We start from the raw sequence: 16527 nt of genomic DNA on the forward strand, positions 1-16527 counted from the left end.
GCGCCGCGCGGGCGGCGCGCGATCTCACCGCCACCACAAATCCACCGGCGAACACCCCCTAGCCCCCCCATTGCGAATTTCCTGGTTTCAGCTAACTTATACAAAAACCTATACAAGATTGAGGTCTTGTACATGTATTGCGAATGGCCCTTCACCCTGTACTTCGACGGCGCCTGCCCATTGTGCGCTCGGGAGATCGCCTTCCTGCGCAGGCAATCGACCGGGGGAAAGCTCATCCTGGTTGACATCAGTGCTGATGATTTCGATGCAGGGGCGTTGGGCTTGACGGTTGAGCAACTGAGGTCATGCCTGCATGGAAGGTTCGCGAGCGGGCACTGGGTTACAGGCTTGGACGCCACCTTGTGGAGTTGGCGTGCTGCCGATGTGGGCCTGTGGGTCGCGCCACTGGCCTGGCGTCCGCTACGTCCCCTGTTTTCGGTTCTTTACAGGCTGTTCTGTCGATTGAGGCCACACTTGGCCTGGCTACCACATCCCGATGGCGGGCACCGCTGTAGCGGTGAGGAGTCCAAATGTCACATTCGTTAGCCGAGCACTTTCATGAAATCCTCGTCGGCATTGGTGAGAACCCGCAGCGCGAAGGGCTTCTGGACACACCCCAGCGTGCGGCCAAAGCCATGCAGTACCTGTGCAACGGGTATGCCCAGAATCTCCACGAGGTCGTGAACGGCGCTTTGTTCGAGAGTGCAAACGATGAAATGATTGTGGTGCGTGACATTGAACTCTACTCATTGTGCGAACACCACATGTTGCCGTTTATTGGCAAGGCGCATGTCGCGTACCTGCCAACAGGGCGTGTGCTAGGGCTTTCCAAGGTTGCACGCGTGGTGGATATGTTCGCCCGTCGTTTACAGATACAGGAAAACCTCACGCGGCAAATTGCGTATGCCGTGCAGGAGGTCACGGATGCTGCAGGAGTAGCGGTCGTGATCGAAGCCAAGCATATGTGCATGATGATGCGCGGGGTAGAGAAGCAGAACTCGGTGATGATGACATCCGTGATGTTAGGTGAATTTCGCGACGACCCCTCTACGCGGCACGAATTCCTTAACCTCATTGGACGACACAACTGACATCCGGTCCTGAACCGTTGCGAAGGGGCGCCCAGATGAGTTCCGTTGCTACCGCTTTATCTCCAAGCCGCTTCGCTGTCCTGGGTTACGGCGGCCTGCTGCCGTTTATTGGTTTGACGGCGCTCATCCTCTTTTCGGCTGAATATCGAGCGTTTTTCTCGATGATGCTGGTTGGCTATGGCGCGGTGATATTGAGCTTCGTCGGTGCCCTGCACTGGGGGTTCGCCATGACGTTGCAGGGGTTGCCCGCGAAGCAGCGTCAAGAGCGACTGGTGTGGAGCGTTATACCGGCCCTGATCGGTTGGGTTGGCACGTTGCTGCCTGTGCCAGTGGGGTGTCTGGTGTTGACCTTTGGTTTTGTCGGCCATCTTTGGCAGGATCGCAAACTGGCGCAAGCCATGCCTGGGTGGTATCTGCCGATGCGCGTGCATCTAACGGCTGTCGCGAGCCTCTGTTTGCTGGTCAGTGCACTTGCGGTGTCCATTCATTTTTGAAACCCCAAGCAACCATTGATGAGTCACTTCTGCGGCCCACCCCAAATATCCCGACCGATGCACACAACCCCGTCAAACAACAAACGCGCTGTCCTCACCAAGCCGCACCCCTTGATCACGCCATGTTCCAGGCTGATTTCCACCGTAAATTCCCCACTCGGATGCTCCACCGCCAAACGCTGACGATCACCGCCGGACGTGCTGGCAAGGCCCTGTGCAACCGACCCTTCAATCAAACAGGCCGTAGCAACACTCACCGCACCAAACACCCCGATGGACGCATGGCAGCGGTGCGGGATGAACGAGCGCGTATTGACCGTGCCGCCGTTGCGCGGTGCTGACAGCAGGCACATCTTTGGCACATTGCGCTGGCTGACATCACCCAGGTTCATGCGTGGGCCCAGTTGCAGGCGGATGGCTTCCAGGCGTGTTTTCAGGGCGCTGTCGGCCTCCAGCGTTTCGCACGGCTCGTAACCGGTCACGCCAAGGTCTTCTGCACGCAGCAGCACCACGGGCATGCCGTTGTCGATGCAGGTGACTTCCAGGCCATCGACACAGTCGCGGCTGTTGCCGGTGGGCAACAGCGCTCCGCAGCTGGCGCCGGCCACGTCGGCAAACGTGACCACCAGCGCCGCCGCACGGCCCGGCACCCCATCAATACGGGTATCGCCGGCATACTCCACCTGGCCCTCGGCGGTCGGCACCTGGGCGACGGCGATCTGCCCGGTGTTTTCCATGAAGATGCGCACCGGTGTGCTCGCGCCGCTGGCGGCCACCAGGCCGCGCTCAATTGCGAACGGCCCTACGCCGGCCAGAATGTTGCCGCAGTTTTGCCCATAGTCCACCCGCGCCTCGTCCACCACCACCTGAGCGAACAGGTAGTCCACGTCGGCGTCATCGCGCTGCGAAGCGCGGATAATGGCGACTTTGCTGGTGAGCGAGTCGGCGCCGCCGATGCCGTCAATCTGCCGGGCATCGGGCGAGCCCATCACCGCCAGCAATACCCGGTCGCGCAGCGGGCCAGGGGCGGGCAGGTCGTCATGCAGAAAATAGGCGCCCTTGGAGGTGCCGCCGCGCATCAGCAGGCAGGGTATGCGGGTCTGGCCCATCTTCAGCCTTCCAGGTCGGTGAGGTGGTCGACATAACGCAGGCCCTTCGCCGCCAGGCGCGGGCGCATCTCGTAGATGTCCAGGCCAAGCTCGCCGGCGGCCAGGCGCAGGCGTTTGCGTTCTTCCAGGTCGGCGCGCTGGGTGGCGGCTTCGAGTACCGCCTGGGCTTCGCCATGGCGCACCACCACTACGCCGTCGTCGTCGGCCACCACGATGTCACCGGCATTGACGAGCTGCCCGGCACACAGCAGCGGCAGGTTCACCGAACCCAGCACTTCCTTCACTGTGCCTTGGGCGTTGATGGCGCGGGACCACACGGCAAAGCCCATGTCGCGCAGTGTCTGGCTGTCGCGCACGCCCGCATCGATCACCAGGCCGCGCACGCCGCGGGCCTGGAGCGAGGTCGCCAGCAGGTCGCCGAAATAGCCATCGCTGCACGGCGAGCTGGGCGCCACCACCAGTACGTCGCCTGGGCGGCACTGCTCCACGGCAACATGGAACATCCAGTTGTCGCCTGGGGCCACCAGCACGGTTACCGCGCTGCCGGCCACTGCCACACCTTGCTGGAGGGGGCGCACGGCAGTATTGAGCAGCCCCTTGCGACCTTGGGCCTCATGCACCGTGGCGACACCCAGCCGGCCCAGGGCATCGATGATGTGTGGCTCAACGCGTGGGATATTACGCACGACGATGCCGGTCTTGCCGATCAGCCCGCTCATGCCAGGTTCTCCGTCACGCGTGGGAACACGCTCTGCAGGCCTTCGGCGTAGACGATGTTGCGTGCACTGGTGATGCCCACGTTACGCTTGGCTTGCACGCCGCGCTGCAGGGCCACGCGGGTGTAGTACTCCCAGAGGTGTTCCTGGCCGGCCATGCACTGGATGGCGGCATACTTTTTGTCCCACACCGGGGTAATGTCCAGGAACGTGTCCGGGCGCCATTCGCACTGCTCCGGCTGGTGCGGCTCAAAGGCGTAGACCGGCGGTGCGCCAACGATCTTCTCGCCCGGCTTGTAGCCTTCAGCCTGCGCGATGATGCGGGCTTCCTGGGCCAGGTGCATGGCCAGCGGGTGGTCGTAGTTGTAAGGGTCTTTGAGGGAGTGGCTGAGCACGAACTCCGGTTGTACCCGGCGAAACATATCGGCCAGGCGGAACAGGGTGTCCTTGTCGGCGCGCATCGGGTAGTCGCCGATGTCGAAGAACTCCACGCTGGCACCGAGGATTTCGGCCGCGGCCATGGCCTCTTCACGGCGTGCGTCCTTGACCTTGGCTTCAGTCATTTCACCCTTGCGCCACAGCTTGGCAGACTCACCACGCTCACCGAAAGACAGGCAGACCACGTGCATGGCATAGCCTTGCTCAGCATGCAGCGCAATGGCGCCACCGGCACGCCAGACAAAGTCGGCCGAATGTGCGCTGACCACCAGGGCGGATTTTTGTGGGGTATTCATGGTTCGTTGGCTCCTGCAGTGGGGGTGGGCGCAGGATGTCACTGGCCTGTGCAGGGCACTAATGCGTTCATTTGCAGCGGCTATGCGTTTTATTTATTGCCGGGCAAGCGGGGTAGAGGCATAGTCGCCGCAGTCACGAGCCGAGCGCCGGGAGCCCTTATGATCGATGTCGAACTGCCCAACCTGATGCAAGTCCGCGCGTTCATCCGGGTAGCCGAGCTGGGCAGCGTTTCGCGGGCGACGGAGGTGCTGTTCCGTGCTCAGTCCGTGGTCACTCGCGCCATCGCCGAGCTGGAGGCGCGCTTTGCCGTGCCCCTGTTCGAGCGCCATGCCAATGGCATGCGCCTGACCGACTATGGCGAGTGCCTGCTGCCGCGTGCACAGCGCGTGCTGGCGGAACTGGACGGCGTGCCGAGTTTGCTGGGCGCCGTGCAGGGCGAGCCCCTTTACCTGTTTCAGGCGCGGCGCCTGCAGGTGTTCGTGAAGCTCTGTGAAACACGGCACATGCAAACCGTGGCGCGGCACTTCGGCCTTAGCCAGCCGGCGGTCAGTGCTGCCTTGAAAGTGCTCGAAGGCGGCTGCGGACAGCCCTTGTTCGTGCGCACGTCGCGCGGCCTGCAGCCCACTGTGGCCAGCCGGGACATTCTGTTCCCCATCCGCCGGGCGCTGAACGAGTTGCGCCTGCTGGACAGTGACCTGAGCGCGATGCAAGGCACCCTGCGCGGGGTGGTGCATGTCGGCGCGTTGCCATTGGGCCGCTCGCGCATTCTACCGGACGCCATTTTACGCTTCACGGCCCAGCACCCACAGGTTCGGGTGGTGACCAACGAAAGCCCGTTCGACCTGCTGGCAACCGAGCTGCGGGTAGGGGATGTGGATTTCGTCTTGGGCGCGTTGCGGCCTCACGACTATGCCAGCGATCTGGTGGGCGAGCCGCTCATCAACGAGGAAATGGTGTTGCTGGCCCGTCGAGGGCACCCGCTGTTGCACACACACCTGACGCTCAAGGGCGTGCACCAGGCGCGCTGGGTGTTGCCGCGGGCGGGCTCGCCGGCCCGCCAGCTGCTCGACAACTGCTTCGCCGCCGCGGGCCTGACAGCGCCGTGGCCGGTAGTGGAAAGCGCTGATCTGGCGGTTATCCGTGGCCTGCTGGTGCGTTCGGACATGCTGGCGGCGGTGTCTGCGCACCAGTTGGCTTACGAGATTGCCAGCGGCGAACTGCAACGCCTGCCGCTGGCACTGCCCGGCACTGCCCGCGCCATCGGGCTCATGCAGCGCAGTGGCTGCCTGCAGTCACCAGCAGCAGTCGCGCTGATGACCTGTATCCGCCAGGTCATCACTGAGCAGGCGTAAGCTCGGGAGGGGCCTCAAAGCAGGCTCAGGGGGTAGCTGACGATCAGCCTGTTTTCATCGAAGCTGTTGGTACTGCCCCAGTCCCGGCGCTGGCTGGAGTTTCGCCACTTGAGGTTCAGGGCCTTGAACGGCCCGGACTGGACCACATAGGCCAGCTCGCTTTCGCGGCCCCACTCGGTGCCGTCCTGGGTGCTGGCGTTGTGCACGTTGTCACCGTGGATATAGCGGTTCATCAGGGTCAGGCCGGGTATGCCAAGCACCACGAAGTTGAAGTCGTGGCGCACCTGCCAGGAGCGCTCGCGGGCGCTTTCGTAGCTGGAGCCGAAGGCGTCGTTGGCCAGCGTGCCGCCGCTGGTGCCGTTGACTCGGAACCATTCATCATCGCCCATGACCTGCTGCAAACCGACGTAGAACGTGTTGCCACCCAGCTTCGCCGAGAACAGGCCCGAAGCGGTGCGGTTGTCCAGTTCGCCTGCCTTGGCGCCACCGTCATCCTTGCCCCAGAAATAGCCCAGGTTGGCGCCCAGTACCCAGTTGCCCAGCGGCTGTTGATGCTGCACCTGGAAGTAGCGCTGCTGGTAGATGTCTTCCAGCTGGGCATACCAGGCGCCGACCAGGGTGCGCTCCTGGTTGAAGCGGTATTCACCGCCGGCGAAGTTGAAGCGGTCCGAGGTGAAGGCTGTGCGCGTGAACAGGCTCATGTCCTGCATGCTGGCGTCGTTGCGCGGGCTGTTCTGGCGGAACTGGCCGCCATACAGGCTCAGGCCGGCCAGCTCGTTGGAGGTGACCTGCGCGCCCTGCAAGGTTTGTGGCAGCGAGCGGCCGTCATCGGCGCGCAGGATGGGCAGGGTAGGTGACCACTCGCCAACCTTGAGTTCCGTCTTGGACACCCGCATCTTGCCCGCCAGCGCCGTGCGGCCAAAGTCGTCCGCCGGGCGCCCGTCGTCATGAACAGGCAGCAACTGCGTGCCGGCGGTGCCCTTGCCGCCATCAAGTTTGATGCTGTAAAGGCCCAGCACGTCAACGCCGAAACCGACCACGCCGGGGGTGTAGCCGGACTTGAAGTCAAGGATGAAACTTTGCGTCCATTCCTCGGCTTTGCCTTGGCTTGCCGTGCCCGTGTAGTCGCGGTTCATGTAGAAGTTACGCAACGTCAGGCTTGCCTTGGCATCGTCGACGAAGCCTTCGGCCAGGGCTTGCAGTGGCAGGCTGGCTGCCAATGCGAATGTAGGGACGAGCGGGTACAGGGTGCGGCATTTCATTATTTTTATTCTCCAGGGATGGGCAAAGCGCTGCCTGCCAGCGGCGCATCGGCGCTGGGCAGGTTGAATCAGGGAGCGGTGGGGGTGGCGGCGCGGGACGCGCCGTCACAGGATCAAGCGGGTTGCATCGGTCAGTTTGGCGCTTTGCCGGCCACCGAGTAGCGAACCTGCTGGTTACGGGTCTTCATGAAGTCTTCGCTGCTCTGCCCGCGCATGGCGGCGTAAATGTCCAGGTTGGACACACCCAGCACGGCGCCTAGCTTCTCCAGCACGAAGAAAATCACCCCATAGTGGATCAGCCCGCGCCAGTCGCGGCGGCGCAGCAGGTCGCTTTCCTCTTCGCTCAGGCCTGCCTCGCGGTACAGCGCTTCGGGTTCGCTCAGGAAACGCTGGCGCCACTGCGGCTCGATCATGCGATGCAAGAACTTGTTCAGGCGGTAGCCTTTGGCACTGCGCTCCAGGGTGTAGGGGTAGGTGCCCTCGAGCTGCTCAGCCCCTGCCAGCTGATGCTGCATGTGCTGGCGGTGGCGTTCGTTGACCGGCGCCGGCAGTGCCTGGTCGCGGTTTTCCAGCAGCAGGGTGGCAATGCCGGTCATCGACGGCAGGTAGTAGCTTTGGTGCTTGCGCTCAACATTGGCAGACAATGCGCCACGCATGATCAGCCAGGTGATCACCTCGGCGCCTTCCATGCCGCCGAGCGTGGCGTACTCAGCCAGTGTCATCTCGGTAAGGCGCTGTGGGTCGTTCACCAGCAGTTCAAGGAACTGCGCGTCCCACTCCGGGTTGTTGAAGCCGCAACGCTCGCCGTGCACCTGGTGTGACACCCCGCCGGTGGCGACGATCGCCACCTTGAGGTCTTCGGGGTAGCTCTCGATGGCGCGGCGCAATGCCTGGCCCAGTTTGTAGCAGCGCCGGGCCGTGGGGATCGGCAGCTGCAGTACGCCGACCTGCAGCGGCACGATCTGTACGGGCCAGCTTTCATCGCAGGGCAGCAGCGCCGACATGGGCGAGAAGAAGCCGTGGTCCAGCGGCTTGTCGCGGAAAAAGCTCATGTCGAACTCATCGGCCATCAGGCTCTGGCCGATGTGCCGCGACAGGGCTGCGTGGCCGCCCACTGGCGGCAGGTCCCGCGGGTTGCCCCCTTCATCGGCCACGCCATACTGCTCGTCTACGCCCAGGGTGAAGGCGCTGTAATGGTCAAAGAAAAACGAGGTGATGTGGTCGTTGAAGATATAGAAGAGTACGTCCGGCTGGCGCTGCTGCAGCCACGTGCGGATCGGCTCGAAGCTTTCGAAGATCGGCGCCCAGGCGGCTTCTTCCTGTTTGTCGTGGTCGACTGCGAAGCCGATGGTTGGGGTGTGGGAGACGGCCAGGCCACCAATGATACGAGCCATGCGAAAGTCCTCTGTTACAGGTTACGGCGCGGTTACTGCGGAGTTCGCGCGCAGCCGGGCGTGGCCGTTGGCCAGGATCGCCAGGGCGGCGGCGAATGCCGGCAGGCCGAGGAGGGTGAACAGCAGCGGCAGGCCCAGCCCAAGGCTGAGCACGGCACCACCGATGAGGGAGCCGAAAATGGCCCCAAAGCGCCCGATACCGAGCATCCAGCTTACACCTGTGGCGCGGAACTCGGTCGGGTAGTAGCCAGGGGCGAAGGCGTTCAGGCCGGTCTGCGCACCGCTCATGCAGAACCCGGCAGCCGCCACGCCCACCACCAGCAGGCTCGACTCCAGGCTCAGGGCGCCCAGTGAGACGATGCACAGGCCGCCGAGGGCGTAGGCGATGGCGATGACCCGGTTGGGGTTGCGTCGGTCCATGATCCAGCCGACCACGATTGCGCCCACTGCGCCGCCAATCTGGAACAGCCCGGTGATGGTGGCGGCGCGCTCGATGGACAGCCCGCCATCACGCAGCAGGGTCGGCAACCAGCCCATGGTCAGGTAGATCACCAGCAGGCCCATGAAATAGGTCAGCCACAGGGCCAGGGTGCCCAACCGGTAGCGCTCGCTGAACAGCTGCCGGGCCGGTGCCTTGTGCTGCGTGGTTGGCTCACTGACGATAAAGCGCGTGCCGGCAGCGAAGCGGCCGCCGAGTTTGGCCAAGGCTGCCGCAATCTGGCTGGCCGGTGCCTGGCGTGCAGCCAGGAAGCGGGCGGACTCTGGCAGCAGCCACCACAGCAGGGGCAGCAAAGCCAATGGCAGCAGGCCGCCGGCCAGCAGTACCGACTTCCAGCCGTGATGAGGGATCAGCCAGGCGGACAAAAAGCCGCCCAGGCCCGAGCCCATGTTGAAGCCGGTGAACATGATGGTGATCATCAACGAGCGGTTGCGGGTAGGCAGGTATTCGGCGAGCAGGGTGGTGCAGTTGGGCATGGCCGCACCCAGGGCAATGCCGGTCAGCAACCGCAACACAGCCAGCTCATAGGGGTTGCGGGCGAAGGCGCAGGCCAGGCTCAGCAGGCTGAAACCACTGACCGCGATCAGCAGTACTTTCTTGCGGCCCAATCGGTCGGCGTACGGGCCGGCGGTCAGTGCGCCGATGGCAAGGCCGACCATGCCGGCACTCATCACCGGGCCAAAGGCGGCGCGCGACAGGCCCCAGTCCTGCATCAGCGAAGGCGCGATGAAACCCATGACGGCGACATCGAAGCCATCGAACAGCACGATCAGGAAGCACAGCGACAGGATCAGCCACTGGTAGGCGGCAATGGGGCGGTTATCGATCCAGTCTTTGACATCGATAGGGGCATCGACAGGAGGCTTAAGCATGCGTGGTCACCTTTATTCTTGTATTGGTGTGAATTGCGCTGGGTTCCGCTAAGGCTTTGAACGCGTAACGGCCCAGCAGCAATCACCCCGCCGGACTGCGGCGTGAGGCGGACTGTACTGCCATGGTCCATGGCAGCGCCTGCGGGATTTCTTTAATGAGATATCCAATTTTTTTATCGCAGGCTTCGTGGCAGCAAGCTGTTGCCCTGCGAAGGGCGTGATGGGGTGGCGACGCTGGTTAACTGGAACTTGCCGGCAGCGGATGGCCGTTCAGGAAGAGCCAAGGCTGAACGTCTTCAGCCAAGCAGCGCGTATGTGGCTGCCTGCCTGTGGAGGTTGGGACCGATAACATCACCGCCGGCACGCTAACGTTGAGTAGTTGCCATCCTGCACGGCCATGCCCATGCCGAGACGTATCAGAGCGTGATCAAGTGACGTCTCGCACCTGATGTATGGGAGTGGAGCCTGTGCTAGCGGGAGGCAGGCAACGTGATAGCTGTCACGGACGAGTGCCCCTGGCGTCGTCTACATTGCATAGATTCCTCCATCGCAAAAGGAAGCAGCCATGGCCAAGCCCCGGATTTTCGTTGCATGCATTACATCGATGGTAATGGCATTAGCGCCCTGCGTTTCATCGGCTGATCCTGGCAATGGCAATGGCAAAGGGCAGGGGAACGGGAAGGGCCAGCCTCCACACTCCCAAGGACCTGGCCAGTCAGGTGGCGGCAAGAAGGGGGGCGATCATGGTGGCCGACACGGTGGCCCGTCTATAGACCGTGGTGATGTCCTCGGCATCTTGAGCGGCCATCGTGACTACTGGAGTCCGGGCCCCTCGCTACCACCCGGTATCCAAAAGAATCTCGCTCGTGGCAAGCCGCTTCCTCCAGGTATCGCCAAGAAACTGGACGGTCGCCTGCTCGGCCAGTTGCCGCACTATGACGGCTACGAGTGGATGCAGGCCGGTGCCGATCTGATCCTGGTCGCTGTGGCGACGGGCCTGATTTATGAAGTGCTGAACGGAGCCTTCGACTGACCCCGTGTGCGCCTTGTGCCTCCGACATGGCTGGGACGGCGATGAAGTGTTGAAAAAATAAATGGAGCAGATCCTCGCAACCCGTGGTCGATCCAGTTGTATAGGGTTAATCCTAAAGTGGGGTTAGCCCGGCGACTTTGGACGCTACCAACTTCGGTTGCTGGAGGCTGTATGCGAATGAGGGGTAACGTGTACTGGGCGTGGGTCGACCCTACGCTCCACCACCGTAGCCACGAAGAAATGCTGGGCGATGGCATCCGGATCGATGTCCAGGTAAGGCTTTCGCGCACCGGTAGTACGCAAATGTTCCTGGGGGTATATGCGCGTTCTGGCATGGCTTTGCACGAGGAGGCCTGCGCTTCCCGGCCAAGTGAGTCGATGGCCCGCGCGCTGGCCTGGGGTGTTGTGCGGGCGCGCCGAATAGCGGAGCAGGGCCTCCCTGCCGCTGACTCCATGGTTGCCCTGGATTAGAAAGGTGGGTCGTGCAGAAAAAGGAAATGGAAGAGCATGGGGTTTACCCTATCTTCCATTTCGTCCTGTGAACCTGATCGACTGACTACTGCGCTTCCTCCAGCTTGGCAAAACGCAGCGATACTGACCGAGTCATTGTTCTTGAGGGAGTGCGCTGGCTTCAGCATCACCCTTCACAGGTTCATCACGGTTCAGGGATCGACTTTCCCATTTTGCCACTACCAAGGGGGCCAGCGCGTTGCCTAGCACATTCAGTGCAGTAACCGGCATATCCATTAGCCTGTACACCCCAGCAATCAAGGCAACGCCCTCCAACGGCAACCCGGCGGCGGTGAGCGTGGCAGTGAGGATGACAAACATGAACCCCGGTACGCCAGCAGCGCCCTTGGAGGTGAGTACCATGATGAAAACAAGCATGATCTGGTCTGCCAGGGCGAGCTCAATATTGTAAACCTGGGCAATAAAGAGTGTCCCTAACCCTGCAAACAAAGAGGCACCATCAAGGTTGAACGAATATCCCAGCGGTATGACCAGCGTGGTGATGTTGCGTGGTACGCCTCTCACTTCGCTCTTGGCCATCAGTTGAGGCATGACCGTCGCGGAGCTGGCACTACTGAATGCCAGCACTAATTCATCCTTGAAAGCCTTGATGATTTCAAAAATGTTTTCGTCGACCAGCTTTGCAATGAAGCCCAGCACCACGATAGCAAAGAATAGTACCGCCAGGTATGTCACGCCGATCAGCTTCGCCAGCGGCAGCAGGGCGTGAATGCCAAAGCTGGATACCGTTACTGCAATCAGGGCAAAAATGCCGATCGGAGAATACGCCATCACCATGTGGGTTACTTTGAACATGGTATCGGCAACGACTTGTAACGCACCGACCAAGGGAAGTCGCTTTTGCGGTTCCAGAGTAGAAAGCGCCACCCCAAAAATTATCGCAAAAAACAGTACGGAAAGTAGCTTGGCTTCAGCCATCGCCGCGATGATGTTATCCGGGATGATTCCCAGCAGCACATTGCCTAACCCCTGTGATGCGCCCTGCATCGGGGCTTGTACCGTGCTAGTTGCTGTGCTGGAAAAGTCGGCGCCAACGCCAGGCTGGAAAATATTACCCACTAATAATCCGAACACAATTGCCACGCCGGTAACCGAGAAGAAGTAAACCAACGCCTTTGTTCCCACTCGCCCGAGAGAGCGGCCCCCAGATCCGGCAATCCCCACTACCATGCAGGAGAACACCAGCGGGACGATGATCATTTTCATCAGCTTGATGAAGGCATCGCCCGCGGGCTGAAGGACCTGCGCTACCCACCAGCCTTTTTGATCGGGAAAGTAGTTGAGCAGGAGCCCGACAATAACCCCTGAAAACAAGCCGATTGCAATCTGGGTGATCAAGCTGATCTTTCTTTTCGCAGCCATGGTGTTGGGTCTCTTGTTATTATTGGGATGAATCAAGAAGCGAAGACGGCGGAGAGATTTTTAAAGCCTTTGATTTCGATTGGGTTGCCGCTCGGGTCAAGGAGGAACATCGTACATTGCTCCCCGGGCTCCCCCCTGAAACGAATGACTGGGGGGATCTCAAACACCATGTCTTTGGCCTCTAACCGCTGAGCAAGCTCCAGCCAGCGATCAAGCGGCAGTACCACGCCAATATGGGGCATCAGCACCCTATGCTGGCCCACTTTGCCTGTGCGGGTAGTCTTGAATGGCTCACCAAGATGCAGGGAAATCTGATGCCCGAAAAAGTCAAAGTCTACCCAGGTGTCAGTACTTCGCCCCTCGATACATCCCAGGTAATCTTTATAGAATTTTCGGGCGTCTTCAAGGCTGGTAACATGGTAGGCGATATGGAAAGGATTAAACATGGCGACTCTCCTCAGCAGGGGAGAAAAGCTTTTCAGAACGCGCGACGCATGTACACCCACCCACGCTTGGTCTGAGCATAAGGAATCGGTATGGACATCAGAACGCTGGAGGCCGTTATATCTGTCATTGACAATGGGTCAATCGCCAGCGCTGCAAAAAAGTCGAATGTGTCATCGACGGCCATCAGCTTGCGAATTCAAAGCCTCGAGAAAGAACTGGAGTGCGAGCTTTTCAACCGAGATGCTCATTCGATAAGGCCTAATCAGAGGCTAATTGCTGTTACACAAAAAATCCGTGACATCCTACTACAAGCCAATGAATTGAAATTCGATCTGCAACTGGATGACTTGCGGGGGGATCTTAATCTTGGCGCTATATCTACCGCATTAACGGGAATCATACCGTCAGCTATCGAACAGTTTTCGGTATGCGCACCTGACGTGAAGCTGAAGATTACCCCAGGCGATTCAAAGCTCCTGTACGATAAACTTGTCGGCGGCGAGCTGGACGCGGCCATTCTCGTCGAGCCACCGTTCAAACCACCTAAGTCTGTAAGGTTATGTTTGCTCCGCGCCGAGCCGCTTGGGCTGCTAAGCGGTACGCCGGTCACTGCAGACGCAGTTTTATCCGCCCTGGAAACTCAGCCCTTCATACGCTACGACGTTAACTCATGGGGCGGATCATTGGCTCAGCGGTACCTTGATGATCGTGACATTGATGTGAGGGTGGGGTGCGATATCGACTCACTGGAAGCCATTGATTTGCTGGTCTCCTATGGTCAGGGAGTATCACTTGTACCTCAGTGGCTCACGACAGGGTCGTTCAATGCTCACTATATGCCCGTCAGTCAGGATACCCGTTACAGCCGAAACATCGTATTGGCTTATAGTGAGTCAAATCGTAACTTGCCAGCCCTTCAGCGCCTTCGGGAGGTTCTCACCGCCCCTCTAGGGTCAGCCCACACAGCCTAGGCTCTGCATGAAAAGCGATGTCGTAGACACCGCATGGAACAATCCAGCCGTGATCCGGCAGAAAACAGTATTCTTGGAAGACACACCTACTGCTGCAAGGACCGAATACATGACCCAACCACCCGATGGCCTGCCGATTTACCGTGTATTGACCGGCCCCGATGACGCGTCTTTTTGCCATCGGGTGAGTGATGCCTTGGAGCTGGGCTATCAACTCCATGGCGGGCCTGCGCTGACGTTCAATGGCAAGAATGTGATCGTAGCTCAGGCGGTCATCTGGCCGGGGGCACAGGCGATTTCAGCCTGATGTTCGTCTTGGTTATTGCAGCGCCTGGGGGATCGAGCGCCGCCCGCGCGGCGCTCGATCTCACAGGCACCGCAATAACCAAGACGGTCCCCGGGCTATCATTGTTGCCGGGCTCAATCAACCCACCGCCACAGCGGTTCATCCAGCATCCCCACCCCGCGTAGCTGGGTTTGCCCTTGTACCTTTTCCAGCTCCAGCACATTGCACCCGTCACACGCCGACAGCGCTGCAATCAATGGCGCACTGTGCGATACCACCCAGACCTGGCTACGGCCAGACGCCCGGATAATCAGCCGCGCCAGGGCCGGCAGCAGGTCGGCGTGCAGGCTGGTTTCCGGTTCGTTCAGCACCATCAACGACGGTGGCCGCGGCGTCAACAGCGCAGCCATCAGCAACAGATAGCGCAGCGTGCCATCCGACAATTCAGCACCTTCAAGTGGCCGCAAGAGGCCATGCTGGTGCAGCCGCACACTGAACAGCCCACCCGGTGGCGCATTGATTTCCAGACGGCTACCGGGGAACGCGTCCTCGAGCGCCTCTTCCAGGTCTTCAACCTCGCCAATCTCGACGATGGTCTGCAGCGCCGAGGCCAAGTTGCGCCCGTCGTGATGCAGCACCGGTGAGCGAGTCCCCAGTTGTGGCTGACGGCAGGGCGCATCACGGTCGATGCGAAAGTGGTCGTAGAACCGCCAGCTGTTGATGAATGCCCGCAGCTCGCCAATTTCCGGGGCCTGCCTTGGCCGGCCAACGATACTGAAGAAGCTCTCGCAGCTGTCGGCATGCTGGTCGAGCACCGTCCAGGCATTGCCCTCGCGGGCCCGTACAAGGGCATTCTTGCGTTCTACCAGCGACGACGAAGGCCGATAGGCCCCGGCAGCCCAGATGACCTCGGTCTTGATTTCGGGGTCAAGCATGAAAGCGGTGGGATAAGGCAGCGGGATCGGCAAACCGAGGGAGATGGCAAAGCCGAAGTCCTCGGTGGCAAAGCCCAGGCGCAGGCGCCTGGCCTCGCTCGGATGCTGCCCTTGAATCGGTACCTCACCGCGCTTCATGCGCGCACTCATCTCTGGCCCGGCCCACCAGGTCGAATCCAGCCCGCCTTCCCTGGCAAGGGCTTCGATCACACCGCCTTGGGCGGTTTCGGCGAGCAGCCGCAGGGCCTTGTACAAGTTGGACTTGCCGCTGCCGTTGGCGCCGGTCACCAGGTTGAGCTGGCCCAAGGGCAGTACGAGGTGGTTGATCGAGCGGTAATTGCCGATGGCGAGGGTGGTGAGCATGCGGGGTGTCCGGTTTGAACCTGGCGGCCGATTGTGGCGTAAGCAGGGCGGCCTTGCTACTGCCCGACCGCGGCTGCCCGGGGGCAGAGCACACAGGCAACGCAATGGGGCAGCCTGTTCATCGGGCCTGCTGCTCAATGAACGCCAGGCAACGCTGCACGATCGGGCTTACATCACCTTTGCGCCGGCTGAGGATGATCGGGCTGACAGCGTCACTGTCCAGCAGGCCGACATATTCGATATCGGTACGGTGCTGCTGCTGCACCGATGCCGGCACCAGAGTAATGCCCACGCCAACGGCCACCAGGCCAATCGCTGTCTGCAGCTCATTGGCCCATTGGCTGACCCGGATGCTCATGCCGTGGTGGGCGAACAACGCCAATATATGGTCGGCGTAACTGGGCCGGGGGTTGGCCGGGTAGAGGATGAACGCTTCCCCGGCGAGCTGCGACAGGCTCAGCGGCTGGCCCGCCAGCGGGTGGCCCTTGGGCAGTACGGCCACCAGCGGGTCCTCGCACAGTACCTGCTGGTGAATGGCCGGGTCGTCGATGCGGATGCGCCCAAATGCAATATCGATGCGCCCGCTTTTCAAGGCTTCCACCTGCTGCAGGGTGGTCATCTCGCTCAGGCCCAGTTCCAGCTCACTGTCCTGGCGCAGCTCGCGGATCAGCTCCGGCAGCACGGTGTACAGCGTGGACGGCGCAAAACCGATACCCAGCCACTGCCGCTGGCCCTGGCCGATACGCAGGGTGTTGTCGCTGATGTTCTGCAACTGCTGCAGCACGGTGCAGGTCTGCTCGTAGAAGAACCGGCCGGCCTCGGTCAGCCGCAGCGGGCGTTCGCGCACCACCAGCAGGGTGCCGAGCTGATCTTCCAGTTGGCTGATCTGCCGGCTCAGCGGTGGCTGGGCAATGTGCAGCAGCTCGGCGGCGCGGGTGAAGTTCAGGGTTTCGGCCAGAACCTTGAAGTAACGCAGGTGGCGCAGCTCCATCAGACCTCCAGGGTATGGTGGGAGATTCATTTGATATTGGACGCTGGTCAGGGTCTCGCGCAATCCTTGAACAATCAAGTTAAT

18 protein-coding genes are annotated in these 16527 nt (G+C 61.1%); 8 read left to right on the top strand and 10 right to left on the bottom strand.

The features are described 5' to 3' along the window. Positions 1-132 precede the first annotated feature (132 nt). From OO258_RS09340 to OO258_RS09350, 3 genes are read left to right on the top strand one after another with little or no spacing between them, the layout of a single operon-like run. A complete protein-coding gene (locus OO258_RS09340; RefSeq protein ID WP_012052868.1) occupies positions 133-546 on the top strand; it encodes a thiol-disulfide oxidoreductase DCC family protein in 414 nt (137 codons plus the stop codon). Beyond that, entirely contained in the window at positions 531-1091 is a 561-nt protein-coding gene (folE, locus tag OO258_RS09345; protein WP_266029984.1) for a GTP cyclohydrolase I FolE, read from the top strand. Before OO258_RS09340 ends, folE begins: the two co-directional genes overlap by 16 nt. Positions 1092-1126: 35 nt before the next feature. Next, positions 1127-1585 carry a DUF3429 domain-containing protein gene (locus tag OO258_RS09350; protein WP_266029985.1) on the top strand — a complete coding sequence of 153 codons (459 nt, stop codon included), beginning with the start codon at positions 1127-1129 and terminating at the stop codon, positions 1583-1585. Between the two features lie 23 nt (positions 1586-1608). Here the strand turns inward: OO258_RS09350 and OO258_RS09355 are convergent, their stop codons facing one another. From OO258_RS09355 to galB, 3 genes are read right to left on the bottom strand one after another with little or no spacing between them, the layout of a single operon-like run. Further along, the gene (locus OO258_RS09355) at positions 1609-2694 is read right to left on the bottom strand and encodes a 4-oxalomesaconate tautomerase (protein WP_266029986.1); all 1086 of its coding nucleotides are present in this window, start codon (positions 2692-2694) and stop codon (positions 1609-1611) included. Between the two features lie 2 nt (positions 2695-2696). After that, the gene (locus tag OO258_RS09360) at positions 2697-3413 is read right to left on the bottom strand and encodes a 4-carboxy-4-hydroxy-2-oxoadipate aldolase/oxaloacetate decarboxylase (protein WP_266029987.1); all 717 of its coding nucleotides are present in this window, start codon (positions 3411-3413) and stop codon (positions 2697-2699) included. Next, the gene (gene galB / locus OO258_RS09365; protein WP_266029988.1) at positions 3410-4186 is read right to left on the bottom strand and encodes a 4-oxalmesaconate hydratase; all 777 of its coding nucleotides are present in this window, start codon (positions 4184-4186) and stop codon (positions 3410-3412) included. Before galB ends, OO258_RS09360 begins: the two co-directional genes overlap by 4 nt. Before the next feature lie 117 nt (positions 4187-4303). Between galB and OO258_RS09370 the strand changes: the two genes are divergently transcribed. Continuing rightward, positions 4304-5497 carry a LysR family transcriptional regulator gene (locus OO258_RS09370; protein ID WP_266029989.1) on the top strand — a complete coding sequence of 398 codons (1194 nt, stop codon included), beginning with the start codon at positions 4304-4306 and terminating at the stop codon, positions 5495-5497. 14 nt (positions 5498-5511) lie between these two features. On the opposite strand, the gene OO258_RS09375 is transcribed toward OO258_RS09370, so the two are convergent. From OO258_RS09375 to OO258_RS09385, 3 genes are all read right to left on the bottom strand, one after another. Next, positions 5512-6759, bottom strand: coding sequence for an OprD family porin (locus OO258_RS09375; protein ID WP_266029990.1), 1248 nt, complete (start codon positions 6757-6759; stop codon positions 5512-5514). A 131-nt stretch (positions 6760-6890) separates the two neighbouring features. Further along, positions 6891-8153, bottom strand: a complete 1263-nt coding sequence (locus OO258_RS09380; RefSeq protein ID WP_266029991.1) for a gallate dioxygenase — start codon at positions 8151-8153, stop codon at positions 6891-6893. Between the two features lie 21 nt (positions 8154-8174). Further along, positions 8175-9524 (bottom strand): MFS transporter, encoded by a 1350-nt coding sequence (locus OO258_RS09385; protein ID WP_266029992.1) that lies wholly within the window; start codon positions 9522-9524, stop codon positions 8175-8177. Between the two features lie 565 nt (positions 9525-10089). On the opposite strand from OO258_RS09385, the gene OO258_RS09390 reads away from it, so the two are divergent. Both OO258_RS09390 and OO258_RS09395 read left to right on the top strand, forming a co-directional pair. Next, positions 10090-10557 carry an anti-virulence regulator CigR family protein gene (locus tag OO258_RS09390; protein ID WP_266029993.1) on the top strand — a complete coding sequence of 156 codons (468 nt, stop codon included), beginning with the start codon at positions 10090-10092 and terminating at the stop codon, positions 10555-10557. Between the two features lie 171 nt (positions 10558-10728). Then, positions 10729-11028: a hypothetical protein gene (locus OO258_RS09395; protein ID WP_266029994.1), complete on the top strand. Its 300-nt coding sequence runs from the start codon at positions 10729-10731 to the stop codon at positions 11026-11028. A 132-nt stretch (positions 11029-11160) separates the two neighbouring features. Here OO258_RS09395 and OO258_RS09400 read toward each other — a convergent pair whose 3' ends face one another. Both OO258_RS09400 and OO258_RS09405 read right to left on the bottom strand, forming a co-directional pair. Continuing rightward, positions 11161-12450 carry a cation:dicarboxylate symporter family transporter gene (locus tag OO258_RS09400; RefSeq protein ID WP_266029995.1) on the bottom strand — a complete coding sequence of 430 codons (1290 nt, stop codon included), beginning with the start codon at positions 12448-12450 and terminating at the stop codon, positions 11161-11163. A gap of 32 nt (positions 12451-12482) precedes the next feature. Next, a complete protein-coding gene (locus tag OO258_RS09405) occupies positions 12483-12896 on the bottom strand; it encodes a VOC family protein (protein WP_266029996.1) in 414 nt (137 codons plus the stop codon). Between the two features lie 90 nt (positions 12897-12986). Between OO258_RS09405 and OO258_RS09410 the strand changes: the two genes are divergently transcribed. Both OO258_RS09410 and OO258_RS09415 read left to right on the top strand, forming a co-directional pair. Continuing rightward, a complete protein-coding gene (locus OO258_RS09410; protein ID WP_266029997.1) occupies positions 12987-13868 on the top strand; it encodes a LysR family transcriptional regulator in 882 nt (293 codons plus the stop codon). A 109-nt stretch (positions 13869-13977) separates the two neighbouring features. Next, on the top strand, positions 13978-14175 hold the full coding sequence (locus OO258_RS09415) for a DUF1737 domain-containing protein (protein ID WP_266030236.1): 198 nt from the start codon (positions 13978-13980) through the stop codon (positions 14173-14175). Positions 14176-14288: 113 nt separating this feature from the next. On the opposite strand, the gene OO258_RS09420 is transcribed toward OO258_RS09415, so the two are convergent. Together OO258_RS09420 and OO258_RS09425 are read right to left on the bottom strand one after the other, a co-directional pair. Continuing rightward, entirely contained in the window at positions 14289-15452 is a 1164-nt protein-coding gene (locus OO258_RS09420) for an AAA family ATPase (RefSeq protein WP_110744248.1), read from the bottom strand. A gap of 118 nt (positions 15453-15570) precedes the next feature. Then, a complete protein-coding gene (locus OO258_RS09425) occupies positions 15571-16443 on the bottom strand; it encodes a LysR family transcriptional regulator (protein ID WP_266029998.1) in 873 nt (290 codons plus the stop codon). Positions 16444-16527 lie beyond the last annotated feature (84 nt).

Origin of the sequence: Pseudomonas sp. DCB_BI, assembly GCF_026240995.1 — a bacterium.
Lineage (GTDB): Bacteria > Pseudomonadota > Gammaproteobacteria > Pseudomonadales > Pseudomonadaceae > Aquipseudomonas.